The 19,115-nt window shown below is 54.7% G+C and carries 18 protein-coding genes; 13 read left to right on the forward strand and 5 right to left on the reverse strand.

What is annotated here, in order from left to right; translation table 11 throughout:
* Positions 1-282, forward strand: a complete 282-nt coding sequence (locus KIH86_RS11955) for a DUF6171 family protein (protein ID WP_223086180.1) — start codon at positions 1-3, stop codon at positions 280-282.
* Positions 283-468: 186 nt separating this feature from the next.
* Here KIH86_RS11955 and KIH86_RS11960 read toward each other — a convergent pair whose 3' ends face one another.
* Entirely contained in the window at positions 469-1,464 is a 996-nt protein-coding gene (locus KIH86_RS11960) for a helix-turn-helix transcriptional regulator (protein WP_235775384.1), read from the reverse strand.
* Positions 1,465-1,638: 174 nt separating this feature from the next.
* Between KIH86_RS11960 and KIH86_RS11965 the strand changes: the two genes are divergently transcribed.
* Positions 1,639-3,021 carry an MATE family efflux transporter gene (locus KIH86_RS11965; protein ID WP_235775390.1) on the forward strand — a complete coding sequence of 461 codons (1,383 nt, stop codon included), beginning with the start codon at positions 1,639-1,641 and terminating at the stop codon, positions 3,019-3,021.
* Between the two features lie 56 nt (positions 3,022-3,077).
* On the opposite strand, the gene KIH86_RS11970 is transcribed toward KIH86_RS11965, so the two are convergent.
* Entirely contained in the window at positions 3,078-5,312 is a 2,235-nt protein-coding gene (locus KIH86_RS11970; protein WP_223086181.1) for an AraC family transcriptional regulator, read from the reverse strand.
* Positions 5,313-5,775: 463 nt separating this feature from the next.
* Between KIH86_RS11970 and KIH86_RS11975 the strand changes: the two genes are divergently transcribed.
* The 10 genes from KIH86_RS11975 (at position 5,776) to KIH86_RS12020 (ending at position 16,942) form a co-directional block, all read left to right on the forward strand.
* Entirely contained in the window at positions 5,776-8,433 is a 2,658-nt protein-coding gene (locus KIH86_RS11975) for a glycosyl hydrolase 53 family protein (RefSeq protein WP_223086182.1), read from the forward strand.
* A 27-nt stretch (positions 8,434-8,460) separates the two neighbouring features.
* Complete coding sequence (locus tag KIH86_RS11980; protein WP_223086183.1) at positions 8,461-10,281, forward strand: S-layer homology domain-containing protein; 1,821 nt, start codon at positions 8,461-8,463, stop codon at positions 10,279-10,281.
* 120 nt (positions 10,282-10,401) lie between these two features.
* On the forward strand, positions 10,402-11,361 hold the full coding sequence (locus tag KIH86_RS11985; RefSeq protein ID WP_223086184.1) for an acetylxylan esterase: 960 nt from the start codon (positions 10,402-10,404) through the stop codon (positions 11,359-11,361).
* Between the two features lie 230 nt (positions 11,362-11,591).
* Positions 11,592-12,482, forward strand: a complete 891-nt coding sequence (locus KIH86_RS11990; protein ID WP_235775385.1) for a phosphotransferase family protein — start codon at positions 11,592-11,594, stop codon at positions 12,480-12,482.
* Positions 12,483-12,512: 30 nt separating this feature from the next.
* A complete protein-coding gene (locus KIH86_RS11995) occupies positions 12,513-13,268 on the forward strand; it encodes a YdcF family protein (RefSeq protein ID WP_223086185.1) in 756 nt (251 codons plus the stop codon).
* Between the two features lie 222 nt (positions 13,269-13,490).
* Positions 13,491-14,156, forward strand: coding sequence for an HAD family hydrolase (locus KIH86_RS12000; protein ID WP_223086186.1), 666 nt, complete (start codon positions 13,491-13,493; stop codon positions 14,154-14,156).
* Complete coding sequence (locus KIH86_RS12005) at positions 14,146-14,817, forward strand: HAD family hydrolase (protein ID WP_235775386.1); 672 nt, start codon at positions 14,146-14,148, stop codon at positions 14,815-14,817. Before KIH86_RS12000 ends, KIH86_RS12005 begins: the two co-directional genes overlap by 11 nt.
* Positions 14,814-15,248 carry a GNAT family N-acetyltransferase gene (locus KIH86_RS12010; protein ID WP_223086188.1) on the forward strand — a complete coding sequence of 145 codons (435 nt, stop codon included), beginning with the start codon at positions 14,814-14,816 and terminating at the stop codon, positions 15,246-15,248. The genes KIH86_RS12005 and KIH86_RS12010 overlap by 4 nt, the downstream gene beginning before the upstream one ends.
* Before the next feature lie 350 nt (positions 15,249-15,598).
* Positions 15,599-16,471, forward strand: coding sequence for a GNAT family N-acetyltransferase (locus KIH86_RS12015; RefSeq protein ID WP_223086189.1), 873 nt, complete (start codon positions 15,599-15,601; stop codon positions 16,469-16,471).
* Positions 16,472-16,486: 15 nt separating this feature from the next.
* Positions 16,487-16,942, forward strand: coding sequence for a GNAT family N-acetyltransferase (locus tag KIH86_RS12020; protein ID WP_223086190.1), 456 nt, complete (start codon positions 16,487-16,489; stop codon positions 16,940-16,942).
* Positions 16,943-17,019: 77 nt separating this feature from the next.
* Here KIH86_RS12020 and KIH86_RS12025 read toward each other — a convergent pair whose 3' ends face one another.
* The 3 genes from KIH86_RS12025 to KIH86_RS12035 form a co-directional block, all read right to left on the reverse strand.
* Positions 17,020-17,229 (reverse strand): hypothetical protein, encoded by a 210-nt coding sequence (locus tag KIH86_RS12025; RefSeq protein WP_223086191.1) that lies wholly within the window; start codon positions 17,227-17,229, stop codon positions 17,020-17,022.
* 181 nt (positions 17,230-17,410) lie between these two features.
* Positions 17,411-17,572, reverse strand: a complete 162-nt coding sequence (locus KIH86_RS12030) for a hypothetical protein (protein WP_223086192.1) — start codon at positions 17,570-17,572, stop codon at positions 17,411-17,413.
* A 165-nt stretch (positions 17,573-17,737) separates the two neighbouring features.
* The gene (locus KIH86_RS12035; protein WP_223086193.1) at positions 17,738-18,025 is read right to left on the reverse strand and encodes a hypothetical protein; all 288 of its coding nucleotides are present in this window, start codon (positions 18,023-18,025) and stop codon (positions 17,738-17,740) included.
* Between the two features lie 408 nt (positions 18,026-18,433).
* Here KIH86_RS12035 and rnhA point away from each other — a divergent pair, with 408 nt between their 5' ends.
* The gene (rnhA, locus tag KIH86_RS12040) at positions 18,434-19,087 is read left to right on the forward strand and encodes a ribonuclease H (RefSeq protein WP_223086194.1); all 654 of its coding nucleotides are present in this window, start codon (positions 18,434-18,436) and stop codon (positions 19,085-19,087) included.
* Positions 19,088-19,115 lie beyond the last annotated feature (28 nt).

Raw genomic sequence — 19,115 nt, forward strand, 5'->3', positions numbered from 1 at the left:
ATGAATAGGGAATCTGCCTGCAAAGCCTGCCGTGACGAATACCGGGTGACCGAAGAGCAGATCGCCCGCATATTGGCAGCTCCGATGTTCGCTTCGGAGCGCTGTGTTCCGGAACCGATGTATCAGGAACGGCTGGAGGCATGCCGGACCTGTCCGAAGCTTGAGGGCGGCGTTACATGCCGGGTATGCGGCTGCATCATCCCGGTCGTCGCGAAGCTGAAGGAGAGGTCCTGCCCGCTCCCCGGCGGGGGGCGCTGGCAGGCCGTGCCTGCTGAGAGCTGAATGGGTAATGAGGTTGGAAGAGGCCGAATAAGCCGCAGAGGCTAAACAAGCTGAAGAGGCTGGGAATGCCAAAGTAGCTGAACAAGTCGAAGAAGCTGAAGAAGCCGAGGGAAATGCAAACCGGGTGCTCCGTAATGGAGCAACCCGGTTTTGCATTTTAAGGATGAAGTAGGCGCGAAGAGCGCTCTACGAGAACTGGCGGCGGAACTGTCTCGGGGAGACGCCTTCCAGCTTGCAGAAGGTGGCGCTGAAGTAAGGGGCGCTCCTGAATCCAACCTCTTCGGCGATTCGGGCAACGGAGTATCCGGTCTGCATCAGCAGGAGCTTGCTCTGCTCAATCCGGTAGCGCAGCAGGTACTCCATTGGCGAGCAGCCGTAGGCCTTATTCATGCACCGGGCGATATAGACCGGGTGGAAATTGAGGCTTTCTCCGAGCCTCGACGCGGTGATCTCTTCACGGTAATGCCCTCTCAGGAAGGAAGCGGCGAGCTCGGCGCACTGGGTCTGGGGCGAGAAGCGTCCGGCTTCAAGCGAGCCGCCGAGCAGGCTGAGAATTTCCTGGAACAGAATCTGCTGGCGAAGCGGCGTCCCGCTTAAATGTCCTTCCGGTGCGAGCTTGGTCAATTGGTCCAGCAATTCTTCCATACGGGCGGGCCGGGGAAGGGTGGTGTACTGGGGCAGACGAAGAAGAAACGGATTCGCCTCGAAATCCCGGAGAGCAGGGTCTTTGCCGCTTGATCCCTGAAGGCTGCTTACCAGATCCCCAGCTTCCAGATGCCCGACTTCCAAATGCCTGGTCTCCGAATGTTTGGTCTCCGAATGTTTAGTCTCCGAATCCCTGCCTTCCGAATGCCTGGCCTCCGGATGCCTGGCCTCAGAACCGCCTGTCTCGCGGACGCCCCACGGGCCGGATGTCGAGAAGTGAAGCCAGTCATAGAGGGTCGCTTCGGTACAGCCCCTGGAGCCGAAATGATGCCGGTCCGGCAGGAGGATCAGCGCCTGGCCCTCCCGGACCTCATACCGGCGTTCTTCTTCGCCCATGTACAGGCAACCGCTGCGGACATACAGCAGATCAAAAATATGAATATGCTGACGGTTCAAGTGGCTTTGGCCCGGCGTGAACCGATGGGTGCCGCTGGCGATATAGTAGGGAAGCGGCGGGGCCGCAAGGTGCAGGATCATTATGGCCGCACTCCTTGATCAGGTTGGAATAATGAAAGATCAGGTTGGCAATCTGAACTAAATAAACGATGAAATCCACTATAATGTTGAACACGGATCATAATTAACTATCAATTATCACTGTGAAAGACCGGGTACTGCTGTCTACAGGATAATGCCGGAAGGGAAGTTTGTATAGTGAAAAAACAACAAAATGGCTTCGGCCTGTGGATGCTGGCCTGGCCCATTTTTCTGGAGCTGTTTCTGCAGACGCTGCTTGGTACAGTCGATACGTTAATGGTCAGCCGCATTTCAGACGACGCCGTCGCGGTCGTCGGTATTTCGAATCAGCTTTTTGGCGCGTTAACCACGCTGTTCACTACGTTCGCGGGAGGCGCCGGGATACTGATCGCGCAGCGCATCGGATCGGGGCGCACCACAGAAGCCCGCTCGATTGCCATCCTCGGCGTCTCCATCAGCGCGGGTCTCGGCATAGCCGTCAGCATTCTGCTCTTCTGCTTCGCCAGCCCGATCGGAGTGATGCTCAGCATCTCGCCCGAGCTTCAGCCGCTCTCCGATATTTACATCGCCTATGTCGGCGGCGGATTATTTCTGGTGGGCATGAGCGTCGCACTTGGAACGGCCATCCGGAATACAGGCAACACCCGGGGGCCGATGTACACGGGCATTGCGGTCAATGTTATTCATATCGCCTTGAATTACGGATTCATCTTCGGCGCCTTCGGCCTGCCCCAAATGGGGCTTGCGGGGATTGCGATTTCCAATCTGGTCAGCAGACTGTTCGGAACCGCCGTGCTCTACTTTATGTTCAGCCGATCGTTCGAGATGCGGGTGAAGGTCAAGGATTTCGCCGCCTTCAGCATCCGGCTGTTCCGGGAAATTCTGGGCATTGCCTGGCCGCTTGGCGTCAATTCCTCCAGCTGGGTGTTCTCACAGCTGATCATCTATTCCTTCCTCGCCCGTCTGGGCGCGGAAGCGCTGGCGGCGCGCACATATTTGAACACGCTGGAGTCGTACTGCTTCGCTCTCGGGTATGCCGTTGCGCTGGCGGGACAGATCCGGACCGCCCATCTGTACGGCGCGGGCAGGACGGAGGATGCATATGCCGGAGCGTTCCGTACTCTCTTCATCGGGCTTGCGATCGTTACCGCCAATATGGCCGTTCTCTTTCTGTCCGGCCGCCATCTGCTCGGCATTTTTACGCATGATCCCGTCATCATCTCGCTGGGGGTGTCGCTGCTGGCCATGAACCTGCTATTGCAGCCTGCCAAAATGCTGAACATGGCAATGGGGAATGCGCTGAATGCAATCGGCGATACCCGGTTCACGATGTATATATCCGTGGTCTCCATGTTCCTGATCAGCGTGGGCTGCGCCTATCTTCTCGGAATCATGGCCGGCTGGGGGCTGAAGGGCATCTACTGGTGCATGATCGCTGACGAGACACTGAGAGGCGTGCTCGTCCTGCGGCGCTGGCGCGGCCGCAAGCGGCTTCGCAGCATGGAGTCTCCTGCCGGCTTTCAGAACTGCCGTCAGGAGGCCCCGGCTTCAGTATAGTGCCCTTCATCAGATTCAGGATTTACCCGGAATCCAAGCCTATTCGCCAGAGAAAGTTATTTAGCTGATTTGCGGTACTCGATCGGCGTGACACTGAAATGCCGTTTGAACATCCGGTGCAGGTAGGAACTGCTGGTGAAGCCGGTCTGCTCTGCGATGGCTGAAACCGAGTAATCGGTGTCCTTCAGCAGCCGCTCGACCTCCTGCATGCGTTTCTCCATGACGACATCCATAATGGCGGAGAGCGTCTGCTGTTTGTACACCCGGCTAATGTAAATCGGAGACATGCCGAGTTCATCCGCAATCTGGTTCAGGCTTAGGTTCGGGTCCATGAAGGAAGCGTTTATTTTGCTATTGATTTGGCGGACCAGCTCATGCTGCTTCGAGCTCCGCTTATCGGCCAGCTGTCCGCCGATTTCTTCGAACAGCCGCAGATAGGCGTCCGATAGCTCCCCGGCGGTCTCGCAATCGCTCAGGGAAGGGAGCGGCTGGATCTCTTCGAGGGGCAGCAGTCCGCTCCGACGGATGTTGTCGATGGCGGATTTGACCGTAACGGTCAGACGGGAAGCGGCGAGCTGAATGACCCGGAACGAGAAATCGCGCGTGCCCTCCAGAATGTCGGAGAAATATTGGCCGGCCTCGGCTGCTTTGCCGCCGGCAAGCGCTTCCACAAGTTTCTTCTCAAGCTCGGAAGGATAGGTGTAGGCGAAGTCCTTCTGATGCTGTTCCATCATTCGAGCCGAGCTGATCACACTGCCAGGACCTTCGAACAGACGATGCTGCGACGCCTCGCAGATGTCCTTGTACTGCTGATTCAAATGAGTGACTCCGCTTCCGGCGGGGCTGTAAGCGGAGGTAATGCTGATCTTCAAATATTCGAGGCAGGCCTGCCGGATTTGGGTCAGCAGGCTCTCCATTTCACCGTCCGGGTTATCGGACGAGCCTTCGAGGGGCTCGTTTATCAACAAGAGCACGCTGTCGTCATTCAAATCCACCGTTTCGATCCGCCCGTCTGTTCCGGCGATTTCGGAAGCGATGTTCATGATGGCAAATTTATAAGGGCGGACACTAAGCCCCCTCGTCTCCTTCAGTTCGCGGAACCGGTCGATTCGGAGCAGGACGAGCCGGCACGGTTCGTTCAGATCGAGCCCAACGCCCAGATGCCGGAGCTTCTCCGGCCGGCATGCGGCCTCAGAGGGCTTGGATTCCAGCACCAGCTCGCGCAGGGCGTTCTGGCGGAGCGCGTACATATTGTCTCTTTTTTCCGTAGCCAGCACATTGATTTCGTCTACAATCCGGCCGATCGGCATGTACAGCCGCTTGGACAGCATGCGGGAGACCAGCAGGCCCGCCAGCAGGATCAGGGCAGAGATCAGCAGTGTCATGTTGCGGATGGTAACGGTCTGCCGGGTGATCCAGGAGTAAGGAGTGATACGGACATACTGCCAGCCCAGCGTATCCGGTGACGTGTAGGAGATCAGAGAGCTTCGGCCTCTGAAGCTGCCGACGAAGTAGCTCTCCGCGCTGCCGCTGATCCGCTTATCGATCCACCGCCGCTCTTCAGGCGTGAGACTCTCCGCCTTCAGCGTCGTTCCGGACAGGAAACGTGCCTGATCGTCCAGCAGATAAGTAACGCCCCGGCTCTTGGGACCGGCGAATTCCCGGTTGATCCAGGAAGCGGATATATTGACGACGACAGCTGAATTGAGCGTCCGGTTCCAATTGACGGCGTCAAAGCACAGAAAGGAATATACCGAAGTCTCGGTCTTGCCGTCCACGCCCCCGAGATAGGTTCGGGGAATCGGAGTAAAGGGCTTGATCATTTCATAATTGGTCAGCAGGTTCACAATACCTTTGTCCGTCAGCTCCTGTTCAGCGATGACCCCGTTCTGATTGTCTCTGGAGGCAACGTAATAGACCGCGTTCTTCGGATTGTAGACATAGATGGAGTCTATATATGGAATGGAAGACAGGTAATTATTCAGTTCGGACATGGCTGCCGTAACGTCGTAAATATTCGGTTCATTGTAAAAAAGCAGCTTGGAAATGGTGCTGTTGCGGTACAGCTGAAATGAAAGCGATTGCGCGTTTTCAGTCAGGCCGATGACTTCCCTGCTTGTTTGCGTCAGATTATCCAGGTCGGCGCGAAAGGCGTCTGTCTTCTCTATGCGGGTGTAGTAGGTATAATACAAAATGGTCGTGATGAGTAGCGTTAACGATATGCAGGAAGTGATCGTCATGAGCAGTTTGGCGTACAAGTTCCCTCTGCTTCGCATATCGTTCGTTGTCATGGAAATCTCCCCCTGTGTATAGTTGGCTTGCTCCGGGACGAAGCGACTGTATTCCAAATTTATTATAAAAGATGATTCCGAAATTCCGGTAGTGAAGATATCCAAGATTCATGAACAAAACTGCATTTTTCGGGCAAAAAACGAGCGGACTCCAGGCAACGCATCCCGCCATCTGTATTCCCGGCAAGTGACGGGTGCACAGGCATAGGCGGGAGGTTAGAGAAGAATGTGCCCGCCCGGCACCGGTCCAATTGGTTAAGTTCACAAAAGTCAGCTCCGTTCACCCCCGCTGCTAAGGATACCAGCCGTTTCGGGCATTGGCAATTCGGGGTAGCTTGACTTCATGAACACTCAACCTATACCGCAGATTGTAGCAAAGGTATTAGGATTCGTTGTTTCGCTCCATGTTTAGTGTAAGCGCTTAATCTTATAATTGGAAGCGATAACGAAAGGGGGACGATTCATGAGATCAGATTGGATCAGCATCAGGTTTCGTAAACTGGGCATTATGGCTTTGATTATTATAGTAGCGCTTACGGGGTGGGGGATGAGCTTTCCGCAGAACGAAGCGGCCGCCGCATCGGCATTGTCCGATCCCGGCACTTTTATTAAAGGGGTGGACATTTCCACGCTTCAGGCTTTGGAAGCCCAAGGCATCAAATATTATGAGAACGGGCAGGAGAAGGATCTGCTTACCGTTCTTAAAGAGCACGGCGTGAACTACGTCCGGCTGCGGGTATGGAACAACCCGACCGAATCGGATGGCTTCAACAACAAGGAGAAGCTGCTCGAACTCGCGCCCCGGATCAAGGCGGCCGGCTTCAAGCTGCTCGTCGATTTTCACTACTCGGACTTCTGGGCCGACCCGGGCAAGCAGGTCAAACCGGCCGCATGGGCCAATCTGGATTTTGAATCGCTGAAGACAGCCGTGTATACATACACCAGCGAGGTGCTGACGGAGCTGGATCAGGTCGGCGCTTACCCGGATATGGTGCAGGTCGGAAATGAAATTAACAGCGGCATCCTTCTCCCGGATGGGGCGGTCGGCAATTTCACCAATCTCGCTGCGCTGCTGAATGAAGGCATTAAGGCGGTGCGGGACACGACTCCGGACGGGCACAGCGTCAAGATTATGCTCCATCTGGCCGAGGGCGGCAATAACGCGAAGTTCCGGAGCTTCTTCGATAAGGCCAAGGCCAATAATCTCGATTATGACGTGATCGGCATGTCGTACTATCCGTACTGGCACGGCACTTTGCAGCAGCTGAAGACGAACATGGACGATATGGCTACCCGCTATGGCAAAGAAGTCGTTGTTGCCGAAACGGCGTATCCTTTTACCCTTGACGATGCGGATAATGCCGGAGGCAATATTGCCGGTCAAAAAGAGACCGATACTGCCGGCTTCCCGGCATCCGTGGCGAACCAGAAGCTGGTAACCGAAGCGGTGATGAACACGGTGGCGCATGTAACGGACGGAAAAGGCTTAGGCGTATTCTACTGGGAGCCGGCATGGCTCTCCGGAGTAGGCTGGAAATCCGGCGATGTTAACGGCTGGGAGAACCAGGCGATGTTTGACTTTGAGGGCAACGCGCTGGATTCGCTGGACGCTTTCCAATACGAGCCCGGAAGTCTGGATACGCTTCCAATCAAGGTGTACCCTTCCGCCGGAATCACTATTGTCAAAGGAGCGCAGCCGGAGCTTCCCCAGACGGCGGATGTTCTCTACAACGATGGCTCGATTACAACGGCGTCTGTAGTCTGGGACAGCATTCCGGCAGACAGTCTGAATACACCCGGAACGTTCACACTCAAAGGAAAAGTGAGCGGTCTGGAAGAAGAAGCTTCCATCGAAATAAAGGTGCTCGCGAATCAGAATGTCGTGCTGAATCCGGGCTTTGAGGACGGAATGACGAACTGGACCGTTACCGGCACTGCTGCGGGAAAAGTGGAAAAGAACGCGGCGAATGCCCATACCGGCAACAACGCCTTTAACTACTGGTATGCCTCGAATTACGCATATAAAGTGTCCCAGACCATCACCGGCCTTGAGAACGGGGTATATACGCTTCGCGCCTGGTCCTCGGGCGGCGGCGGCGAAACGAAGCTGAGACTGTTGGCGGAAGGCTTCGGCGGAGACGCGCTGGGAACGGATGCCGTCAATACCGGCTGGAATGTCTGGAAGCAGTATTCGGTTGAGAACATCCATGTGACGAACGGCCAGATTACTGTCGGGTTTGATGTTGAAGCACCGGCTCAGGGATGGGGATATTTCGACGATTTTGAGCTTGTAAAAGCATCTCAGCCTTCGGCATCCCTGACGGGCGGTGGCATCACCAAGGCTCCGGGAGATGAGTTCGGTCTGAACTTCGGACTCAGCAATCTTGAGAAGCCGTTTCTTACAGAGGAAATGACGCTCCGGTTCGATCCTTCTCGTCTGGAATTCCTGGGAGCGGATTCTCTCGTGTCCGGGCTGGAGGTTGTCCAGCAGAAGGCCAGTGAGGATGGCAGCTCGGTATACCTCGTTCTGGCTTCGACAACCGGGACCGTATCCGCTACTCCATCGCTGCTTGATCTTCGATTTAAAGTGAAGGAAGGCGCCTCCAGTGGAGCGGCGACGGTAACGGCCGTCAACGTTTCGGTCTCGGACGGCGACGATATTACGGCATCGGCCGGTGCCTCGGCATCCATCACCGTAGCGGCCGTTGCAGACAAGGCCGCGCTGTTGACTGGCATCAACTCGGCCGAGGAGAAGTACAATGCCACCAAGACAGGCGCTTTCCTTGGCGGATATGGAACCGAGAGCCGCAATGCCTTCCAGGGGGCTATAGCGGCAGCGAAGCAGGTATACAATAATGCGGAAGCATCGCAAGGCGATGTGAACAGCGCGATTGCAGCGCTGACGGCGGCGGTGCAGACTTATCTGGATTCCGCCTATACCCTCGAAACGCTTGGCGTTCCGGTAACAATCAAAGATTTGGCCAGCGTATCCAAGGGCTATGGCAAGACTTCCTCGGACAGTGACTGGTACCTGTATAAGCCGCTGGACGCCAATAAGGACAATATCATCAATATCGCAGACCTTGCGGCAACAGCCAAGATAATTCCGGGTAAATTCTAAAGCGGATCGCAGAGAGGGGAACACAAGGTGAGAAACAACAGGCTTCTCCGCTTCATGTCCATCCTGCTTGCGGCGGTTCTGCTGCTGATTCCGGTTACGGAGGCGGCAAGCGCCGCCCCGGTCCCTGCCCCTGCCCTGTCGCTTGAGGCGCCGGACACGGCTCAGGCAGGCGGGCAGGTCAGCGTAACGGTGAAGGGAGACAACTTGGCGGATCTGTATGCCTACGAGCTGACGCTGGCCTATGATCCGCAGAAGCTGACGTATAAAAGCGTGGCCTATGATCTGGAGTCGGCCGGTTACGGACTTCCGGTCAGCGTATCGGACGGCAAGCTGACCTATGCGTTCACGAAGGTAGGCGATCAGACGTCCGGAACGGACGGCTCGCATGGGCTGCTTACTGTCACCTTCCAGGCGGCAGGCTCCGGTGCGGCGCTTGTGCGGCTGTCCGGCATTACGCTCATTGACAGCAAGCTGAAGAGCGTCAAGCTGGAGCAGACGGTTGATGCTTCCATTTTGATCAGCCAAAGTCAGGATGCGGGAAGTGGCACAGGCGGTTCAGGCACTGGCACAGATAATGGCCCAGGCACCGGTACGGGCTCTGGAACAGACACAGGCACGGGTAGTGGAACAGACACATCTTCAGGCACGGGCTCAAGCCAGGGGGCAACTTCAGGCTCATCCTCATCCGCGCAGACCGGTGCGGGCTCACCGGCAGCGGGAGGGACGCCGGTTGTTATTACACCGGAAATGGTGAAAGGCGGCGCAGGATCGTCTCAAGCGACATTGCCTTTCCCGGCAGACGCTCTTGAGATCCGAATTCCCGCCGACGTGATGAGTTTATTATCCGGCCGTGTTGTTGCGATATCCGGGCAGTCCTTCTCGCTCGATATTCCGTCAGCGGTGTCTGCGGCGCTGGCGGGGCGGCTGTCCGCTTCCGGAAGCTTTTTATCCCTAAAGATGAAGCCTTATTCGCCAGCTGAAGCATCGGCTCTTCTATCCTCGGGAAGCACGTTCGGCACAGCATCAAGCTCCGTTGAGGTTGCCGGGCAGACCTTCGGATTCACGCTCAGCGTGAACGACGGACAGGGGACGGCCATTCCGGTGAAGTCTTTTGACTCTCCGCTGACATTGCGGTTGAGAGGCGACTCTTCCCGGGACCGGAGTCTTACGGGTATTTATTACATTGATGATAACGGCAAGACCGAGTTTCAAGGTGCAAAATGGGAGGGAGACCTGGTATCGGCCTCCATTCGCCATTTCAGCGTATACTCTGTTCTGAAGGTAAGCCATGAGTTCAAGGATGTGCCAGCCGCTCACTGGGCGAATGAAGCGATCCGGACGCTCGCCGCTAGAGGGATTGCGGATGGCAGCGGCGCTGGCCAGTTCGAGCCCGGCCGGAAGGTGACGCGCGCGGAGTTCTCGGCCATGCTCGTCCGCATGCTGCGGCTGCCGGAGGATACCGGCGTCACGGCGTTCAAGGATGTGCCATCCGGCTCATGGTATGCGGGGGCTGTGGGTGCTGCGCATGAAGCCGGTCTCGTTAACGGGCGATCCGGCGGCGTGTTCGATCCCGGCGGAACGCTTACCCGCCAGGAAATGGCCGTGATGCTTACCAAGGCGGCATCCCTTTTGAGCGGTACTGCTCCGTCGCCGGTTGCCTCCGGTGCGGCGGTTGTTCCCTTCAAGGATACGAACAGGATCGCAGCATGGGCGGATGCCGCTGTACGGTCGGCGTATGCACAGGGGCTTATCAAGGGGCGAACCGATACCGAGTTTGCTCCGGAAGCTGCGGTTACGCGGGCCGAAGCGGCGCAAGCGCTGTTCAACATGGCAGAACACTCAAGTTAACGGCGGTTCAGATGTCATCCGAGGAAAATTCGGAGATTTGGAAATCGCTTACTAACACCCCAGGATTGCATCGGTTACAATAGACCGGAGAACCGATTATACAACGGGAGTGATCATAAGATGCCCATGCTGGATATGCCATTAGATGAATTAAAGAGCTACAAGGGACGCAATCCGCGTCCTGATGATTTTGACGCCTACTGGGAAGCGGCGCTGCAGGAAATGCGGCAGACCGATCCGCGGGTCGAACTGGTCCCTTCGGAGTTTCAGGCACCATTCGCCGAATGCTATGACCTCTATTTCACCGGCGTACGCGGTGCAAGAGTTCATGCGAAATATGTCCGCCCGGTGAATGTTCCCAAGCCGCACCCGGCCGTACTCCAGTTTCACGGATACTCGGGGAACTCAGGGGATTGGCAGGGCAAGCTGCAGTATGCGGCGCTCGGCTTCTCCGTCGCTGCGCTCGACGTTAGAGGCCAGGCCGGATTGTCGGAGGATACCGGCGGTGTTAAGGGCACGACCTTCAGCGGGCAATTCGTCCGCGGTCTGGACGACCGGGCGGATCGCTTGCTGATGCGGGATATCTTCCTCGATACCGCGCAGCTGGCTGCCATTGTCATGAGCTTTGACGAAGTGGATGAGAACCGGGTAGGGGCTACTGGCTGGTCACAGGGCGGGGCGCTCACGATTGCCTGCACCGCGCTTGAGCCGAGAATCAGGAAGGCGGCTCCTGTCTATCCTTTCCTCAGCGATTACAAGCGTGTATGGGAAATGGATCTGGCTGCGGGAGCCTACAGCGAACTGCGTGATTATTTTCGCAATTTCGATCCCCAGCACAAACGGGAGGACGAGACTTTTACCCGGCTTGGCTACATTGACATTCAGAATCTGGCTCCCCGCATCAAGGCGGAGCTGCTGATTGGCGTCGGATTGATGGATAATATTTGTCCGCCGTCCACCCAGTTCGCGGCCATTAACAAAATGACCGCACCGTTCACGCTCGAAATATTCCCGGATTTCGGGCACGAAGACCTTCCGGGCATGAACGACAAGATTTATCAGTTCATGAAGACGCTATGAGCTTAGGCAAAGAAGGCATAAGGCATTCAGAAGGCAGCCGGAGAAACTCTCCGGCTGCCTTCTTTGCTGCCGTTATCTTGTCAGTCAGCAAGCCTGGCTAAAGAGATGGGCCATGGATGTCCCATTACTGCTGTGGCAGATTAAGCTGTCAGGTGACGCCGTAACGGCCGGCGATCCAGGCATTACTTGTCAACAGCCACCTGTGCCGTTATGATCGAAATAACCAAGAGATGACAATATCGGAAGCCGCCGGAATATACGGCTATAGAAATGAGGAAATCATGATGGAGCGCCTGGAACAATGTGATCTGGATATCTCTGCATTGAAGCTGCTCGGGCAAGGTCGGACCGCCTCGGTGTATGCATACGCGGAAGACAAGGTTATCAAGTTATATTTGCCGGGAATCCCCCAGGAAGGCGTCAGACGGGAATGGGCCGCGAGCAGTCTGGCCTACTCACTTGGCATCCGTACTCCAAGACCCTATGAATGTGTCCGAATCGATGCAGCCACCGGAGTTGTCTATCAGCATATATCGGGAATTACTCTGCTAGGCATCATCTTTCAGAAGCCTTGGGCCGTCTCCTCCAGCGCAAGGTCGCTTGCGCGGATGCACGCGGAGATTCATTCCCGCGAGGGTGGTGAGCTTGTTACGCAGAAATCTGTGCTTGATTACAATATCGGGGCAGCGCCGCTGCTGACACCGGAAGAGAAGCAGAGGGTCCGGCTCCATCTGGACCGGCTGCCGGCGGGCTCTTCGCTCTGCCACGGGGATTTTCACCCGGACAACGTCATCGTGAATGACGGCTGCTGGACCATTGACTGGATGAACGGCATGTGCGGTCATCCAGCCGGGGATGCAGCGCGGACCCTGGTGTTGTTAAGCGTCGGATCTATGCCGGAGAATACGTCCCGCACAGCTTCTGTCTTCATTAATCTGGTCAGACGCAGGCTTAAGTCGGTCTATTTAAGTCAATATTTGAAAGCCACGGGAATGTACAGCACTTCAATCGATGAGTGGCTGCTGCCCGTAGCTGCCGCACGGCTGGCGGAAGGAATCCCGGAAGCGGAGAAGGAACAGCTTGTCATGATGATCCGGTCACGGCTCACGCAAGATCATTAGTCTCATCAAGCCAGAGGAGGCGGCGTATTCATGCTCTACTTCATCAAGTTTGTATACAGCTTCGTATTGCCCCCGGGCATCTTTATCGTATTTCTGGTGCTGTTGTCGCTGTGGATGCTGTGGAAGAGGCAGCGCGGCACCGCCGTGTTCCTGATCACGATAACCCTGATTTTATATCTGGTCTCAACGCCGCTGGTCGCCGACCCGCTGATGCGCACGCTGGAGAACCGCTACCCGCAGCCTGCGGAGCCATCCGGCGACGTTCTGGTTGTACTGGGCGGAGGAGCCGTGACGGGGACTCCGGACGTCGATGGAGAGGGGAATATGGGCGGATCTGCTGCCAACCGGCTCATCACTGCGGTCCGGCTGCATCGTGAGAGCGGCCTGCCGATCTTGTTCAGCGGCGGGAAGGTTTATGCGGATAGCGGCAACGAAGGCGATATTGCCCGCCGGCAGCTGCTTGGGCTCGGGGTGGCATCCGAGGATATTCTGATCGAGAACCGATCGCTGAACACCGCGCAGAATGCCGAGTATTCGGTGGAATTAATGAAAGAGCATAATCTCAGCCATCCGGTGCTCGTTACCGCAGGCTTTCAGATGGCAAGGGCGGTGACTGAATTCAAGCATGCGGGGATGGAGGTGCAGCCTTACCCGACCGCCTTCGAATCCAGTTCGGCGGCTGATGCGGCATGGTATCCGGGCAAGCTTGCTCCGAGCGCAGACGCTCTCGGCAAGGTGAGCACCGTGCTGAAGGAGTATTTGGGATCGCTGGCCGCTGCTTTTTAGGAAGAAACCAAGCTGGCGGGCAGCATGACCGAGTATTCCTTCCTCCGGCTGCTGGCTGAACTCAGGAACGTCCCCCTATTCCTCTTTGTTGCGGATTGTCTTTTTACAGGAATGGCATTAAGGAAAATGCTGGGGTGTGTCCGATTGCATTTCGTGAATGATCGCCCTTTCGTATAATTTCAGACATATCATTTCACTGTTGGGAAAGGCGGGAGTGTTAAGGTGATAGATGCATTTATCTTCGATATGGATGGAGTAATCCTGGACAGTGAGCCTCTTCATTTTGAAGTTGATTTGGCGGTGCTGCAGTTTCTGGGAGTTGCGTCCGAACAGGACTATCTGGAGAGATTCGTAGGCATGACGAATCCGGAAATGTGGAGCATCATCAAGGTGGAGCATGGATTGGCTCAGACGGTGGAGGAAGTGATCGATTACCAGTCGACCCGCAAGCTAGAACTGCTTAGAGATACTCCGATGGAGCCGATTGACGGCATTCCCGGTCTGCTGGCCTATTTGCGGAGCCGATCGATACCGATCGGGCTTGCCTCTTCTTCTCCACGCTCATTTATTGAAGGAGTCTTGGCTAAATTCGGATGGGAAGATGTATTCCAATGTATCATCAGCGGAGAGGAAGTGCCCGCCGGAAAGCCGGCACCGGATATTTACCTGGAAACGGCAAGTAAACTGGGCGTGAGCCCTTCATCCTGCTGGGTGCTGGAGGACTCCCGAAACGGTGTTACTGCCGCCAAAGCGGCAGGGATGCGCTGCATAGGCTTTCTGAATCCGAATTCGGGAAATCAGGATTTGTCCAGAGCGGATGCAGTCATTCATTCTATACAAGAGATTTATACCGTTCTGCCGGAAGGGGGGCGGGAACTTGAAGTATAGTCATATACTGTTTGATCTGGACGGGACACTGACCGACCCCAAGATCGGGATTACCAAGTCCGTTCAGTATGCGTTGTCCAAAGCGAACATCACCGTAGAAGACCTGGATGAGCTTGAGCCGTTCATCGGTCCGCCGCTCGCATTGTCATTCCGTGAATTTTACGGGTTCACAGAGGAAGAGGCGTGGGAGGCAGTCCAGAATTACCGGGAGTATTTTGCCGACACTGGAATTTTTGAAAATGAGCTGTATGACGGCATTCCGGAGCTTCTTGCTCATCTTGCGGAGAATGGAGCGGAATTGATCGTCGCCACTTCCAAGCCGCAGGTGTTCGCTGAGCGAATTCTGAAGCATTTCGGCATTGATTCCTTCTTCTCGGCGGTTGTCGGAAGCGGTCTTGACGGGACGTTGTCGGACAAATCCGAGATCATCCGGTTTATTCTGGAGCGGAACGGGCTTGTCCCTGTAGAGACTGTCATGATCGGCGATCGCAAGCATGATATCATCGGAGCCCACAACAACGGTATCACCTCAATCGGCGTGCTATATGGCTATGGCAGCGTTGACGAGATGGAAGCAATCCGTCCGACTTACTGTCTCAAGACGGTGAGTGAGCTGTATGATTTTTTTGACCCATCCATGACGAAGGAACTTCAGCCATGATCGAAATCCGGGACATAAGCAAGGAGGACCTTCCCGGGTTAGGCAGGCTGTATGAAGAGCTGATGGGAACTTCTACAGATGATGTCAAACTGCGGACAAGCTTTGAAGCCATAGAGCGGACTGGCAGCTACATCCTGCTCGGCGCTTTTGAACAGAATGTGCTGGCGGGTTCCCTTATGGGAATCGTCTGTCAGGATCTTGTCGGCAGCTGCCGCCCATTTATGGTCATCGAGAATGTGATCGTATCGGAGTCATTCCGCAGACGGGGCATTGCACGAGCATTGATGTTGGAAATCGAACAGGCCGCAGTGCGGCGGGACTGTTCTTACATTATTGTGGTATCGGGCGGACAGCGAAGTGAAGCGCATCGACTCTATGAGCAATTGGGTTACGGGGATGAACAAGTGCGGGGATTCCGGAAGCATATATAGTTATCCATCATATCCGGTGATATTTTTGAGAAATTCCCCCGGTTACAGGAACTTGATATTCGTCGTCGGCCATCCGGAGCACAAGTGAGGGATGCATTTCGCGATAGCGGGCTGGCATTTGTTATAGAATTTACAATATGGGAATTACGCCGGAGCTACAGGGAGATTCAAGAGCTTGGCCGCGATCTGTCAGGGCGGACGGGAAGATCTATTTTACATGAGTTGAACGCTGATGAACTTCATGATCTTGTCGCTTACATAGGTGAAAAACTGTAAGAGGGACAGCCTGTCGTGGAAAAGGATCGGTGGACCCTGTGGATCGCGCGCAAACCGGCGAGAGGAGGACGTGGATGAACCCGATTCAAATCCGTCATTATGCCGAAGAAGACGGCGAGGTCTTATCGGCGCTTATTCGCGAGAATTTGTTGAAAGTGAATAGCCTGGATTATCCCGATAACATCATTCAGAATATGTATTCGTTATTCACATCTGAGTACATCAGCGGATTGGCCAAGAGCCGTGAGATGCTGGTTGCGGTCGATCAGGATCGCGTGATCGGAACAGCAAGTCTTCAGGAGAACACGGTTTATACGGTATTTGTCGACGGCCGTTATCATAAGCAGGGAGTAGGGCGAATGCTGGTTGGGAAGCTGGAGCGGATGGCGCTTCGCAAAGGTATTGACTCCCTGCAAGTCCCCAGCAGCGTTACGGCACAGAATTTCTATGCCAACATGGGCTATATCGAGCAGCATATTTCGGAATCGGAGCGCTTTGGAAGAAGCATTGTAATGGCCAAACAGCTGAACCCGGTAATCTACCGCGAGCATCGACCCTCCGGCAGCGAATTCACCGGTCTGGTTGAAAGTGCGGGTTGGCTGGGAATAGCGGAGAAAGGTGCGACCCAGCTTGAAGAGGCGCTGTCGAATAGCTGGTACACAATAACCGCCTTCCATGACGGCCGGGTGATCGGTATGGGACGGATCATTTCGGACGGTGTGCTGCAGGCGTTGATCTGCGATCTGATTATTAGGCCGGATTATCAGGGAGACGGCGTCGGTTCGGGCATATTGATACGGCTTCTGGAACGCTGCGCAGAACGGGAAATTCCGCTTGTCCAATTATTCGCCGCTGCGGATAAAGCGGATTTCTACAAAAGGTTCGGATTCGAGGAACGACCGGCCGGAGCACCGGGTATGAGATGGGTGAACCGGGATTTTGTATAAAGGAGGGCGCTGTAAATGACGATTCTGCGGGCGGAAATGAATGATGCGGAAGAACTTCTTAAGCTTCAGATTTTGTCTTATCAAAGTGAGGGTGAACGGTATGGGGACTATACCATTCCACCGCTGACCCAGACTCTGGACGGGATGAGAGAGGACCTGGAGAGCCAGGTCGTACTGAAAGCTGTGGCCGAGGGAAGCATTATTGGATCTGTAAGGGCCTATGAGCAGGACGGAAGCTGCAAAATTGGCAAGCTGTTCGTCCATCCCGCCCGCCAGGGCAAGGGGACCGGGACTGCGCTGCTGAAGGAGATTGAACGGGAATTTGCGAGTTGTTCAAGATATGAGCTTTTTGCGGGGGAGAAGAGCGCCGATAATATCAGACTCTATACTTCGCTGGGTTATCGGCCGTTTCGCAAGGAGACGCTGGCGGAGCACATAACCCTGATTTTTATGGAGAAAGAACGACCTTAATCCGGAAGAGAAGGCGGGAAGATGAGCTACCGTATCAAAGCTCCCGTATCCAACAAAAAAGACCGCAGTCGCGGTCCTCAGTGCTGGAACTTCGTATCGTTTCTGGAGTAGAGCGTAGCCGTTCCGTCGAAATTCTTCAATCGGACAAGCTCGTCGGAGAACATTTCGACAATCCCTGTGCCGACCCGGGAGTACATGCCGTCCGGCCCAAGCTGAAGCGCGAATACATATTTGCGTGATAGAGCAGCGGTAAAAAATTCGACATTCTTCATAAGTGTATAAGGCATGCTGATCCCTCCTATGTTAGTTTCCTATCTACGCAGACGCGTTAATTTGCTAAATTATACAATGGTGTTTGGAAAGTTACAATAGGCGGGCTCATTGGTCACAAGATTGAAAAATAAGACAGATCATGGCAGTAAATGTACAGCCGCTGTATGTACACCAACCAGAGGCGTAGTTGAGATGTCACAAACAGCCAGGGATATGCCGCCGATTCGCTGCCGAGGGCTGCGGTTGCTTCATGGCTTCTTCCTGATCGTTATATCCGGATGGATGGGATGGATGATCTCCTTCACCGGTCAGCGTCTCCTGCACGTTATCCACGATGCCTCCGACGATCTGCTCCATTTTGCCGGGGGCTCCTTCGCGGTTTGCTTGTCTGCCATAACTCTCATTCCTTTCTGCCGGTCTGTTAATTAGAGTGCGGCGGTTACGGATTATCTATGTATAAAAGCCAAACGGCCCTTCCCGAAGCCGGGAGGGCCGCTGCTGTATGGCAAGCAGGAAAGAAATTCAGGATTCCAGTATAGTAAGCGTTTTCAATTTCCATGCGACGATTTCCTTGAAAATTTCGGGAACACTCAGGTGCAGGCGTTCTTTTTGGAGCTTGAAGATGTCCTCCGACTTCACGCTGACCTTTCTGCCATAGACGGTGACCTCCCATTCATAACCGTGGCCGCAGGGCTTACGGATGGCGGACATTTCATAAAAGGACCGGCGAGCTTCCTCGTTCACCTTCTGCACATCATAGGACAGACGTTCCAGCCTTTCTGAATTAACGCTGTGAATTAAGAGTACCATGGGCTGTTCCTCCTAACGTAATGGATAGCACACCAGGATTTGCCCGTTCAGGCGAGCCTTCTGGCTGTGCCTCGAACTGTATACCCAATATGATACCGGAACACCTCCCTAGCGTGAAGGAGTAGATTTTGTCGGAAAACTGCGAAAATGCAAAATAGCTCCATAGTCCTTAATCCTTTCGTATTTCCTGCGGATTCAATCGATTGCCCGCTGCTTTTTATCTAAAATTTTAAATATTTAACAACGACGGGAATAGCCGTTTTTCGACATGAAATGCGAAAATATGTTGATTGGGCAGCGGATTTGTCGAATTTATCGCTCGTATTTGAAGATAGGGATTCAAGGTTGTATCCTTCGGATTTGTCCTTTACACTAAATAAATATGGAAGCGGAAGGGAGCAGTCAGCGTTGGCAAGTCAGAAGTATTATGTGGTATGGGAAGGCCGGAAGCCCGGAATTTATTTAACTTGGGCCGAATGCAAGAAACAGACGGATCAGTTCACGGGAGCGAAATATAAGTCCTATGAATCGAAGGCAGCTGCGGAAGCGGCGTTTCGGGCCGGCTGGAAGGGCAATTGGGGCAGTTCGGCAGCGGGAAAGGGAAGCACCGGCGGAGGTGGAACGAAAGCTGCGGCTTCTTCCGGCGAGACAAGCTCCATCGATTACGACAGTATTTCGGTTGATGTGGGAACAAGGGGAAACCCTGGCCCTGTCGAATATAAAGGTGTAGATACCCGTACGGGTGAAGTGATTTTCTCCTGCGGGCCGATTAACAAGGGAACGAATAATCTGGGTGAGTTTCTGGCCATCGTACACGCGCTTGCGTTACTTCAGAAAGAGGGAAGCAACCGCACCATTTACAGCGACTCGGTGAACGCCATGAAATGGGTAAGAGAGAAGAAGGTATCGACAACCTTGCCACGGGATCATTCAACGATGGAGATCTGGGCCATGGTGGACCGCGCCGTCAATTGGCTGCATACCCATACCTACAGCAACAAGGTGCTGAAGTGGCAGACAAGGGAATGGGGAGAGATCAAGGCGGATTACGGTCGAAAATGACAAGCCATCAGGCGAGGAGAGCGGAGGG

Source organism: Paenibacillus sinensis, assembly GCF_019904155.1.
In the GTDB taxonomy this organism is placed as follows: Bacteria; Bacillota; Bacilli; order Paenibacillales; family Paenibacillaceae; genus Paenibacillus_AQ; species Paenibacillus_AQ sinensis.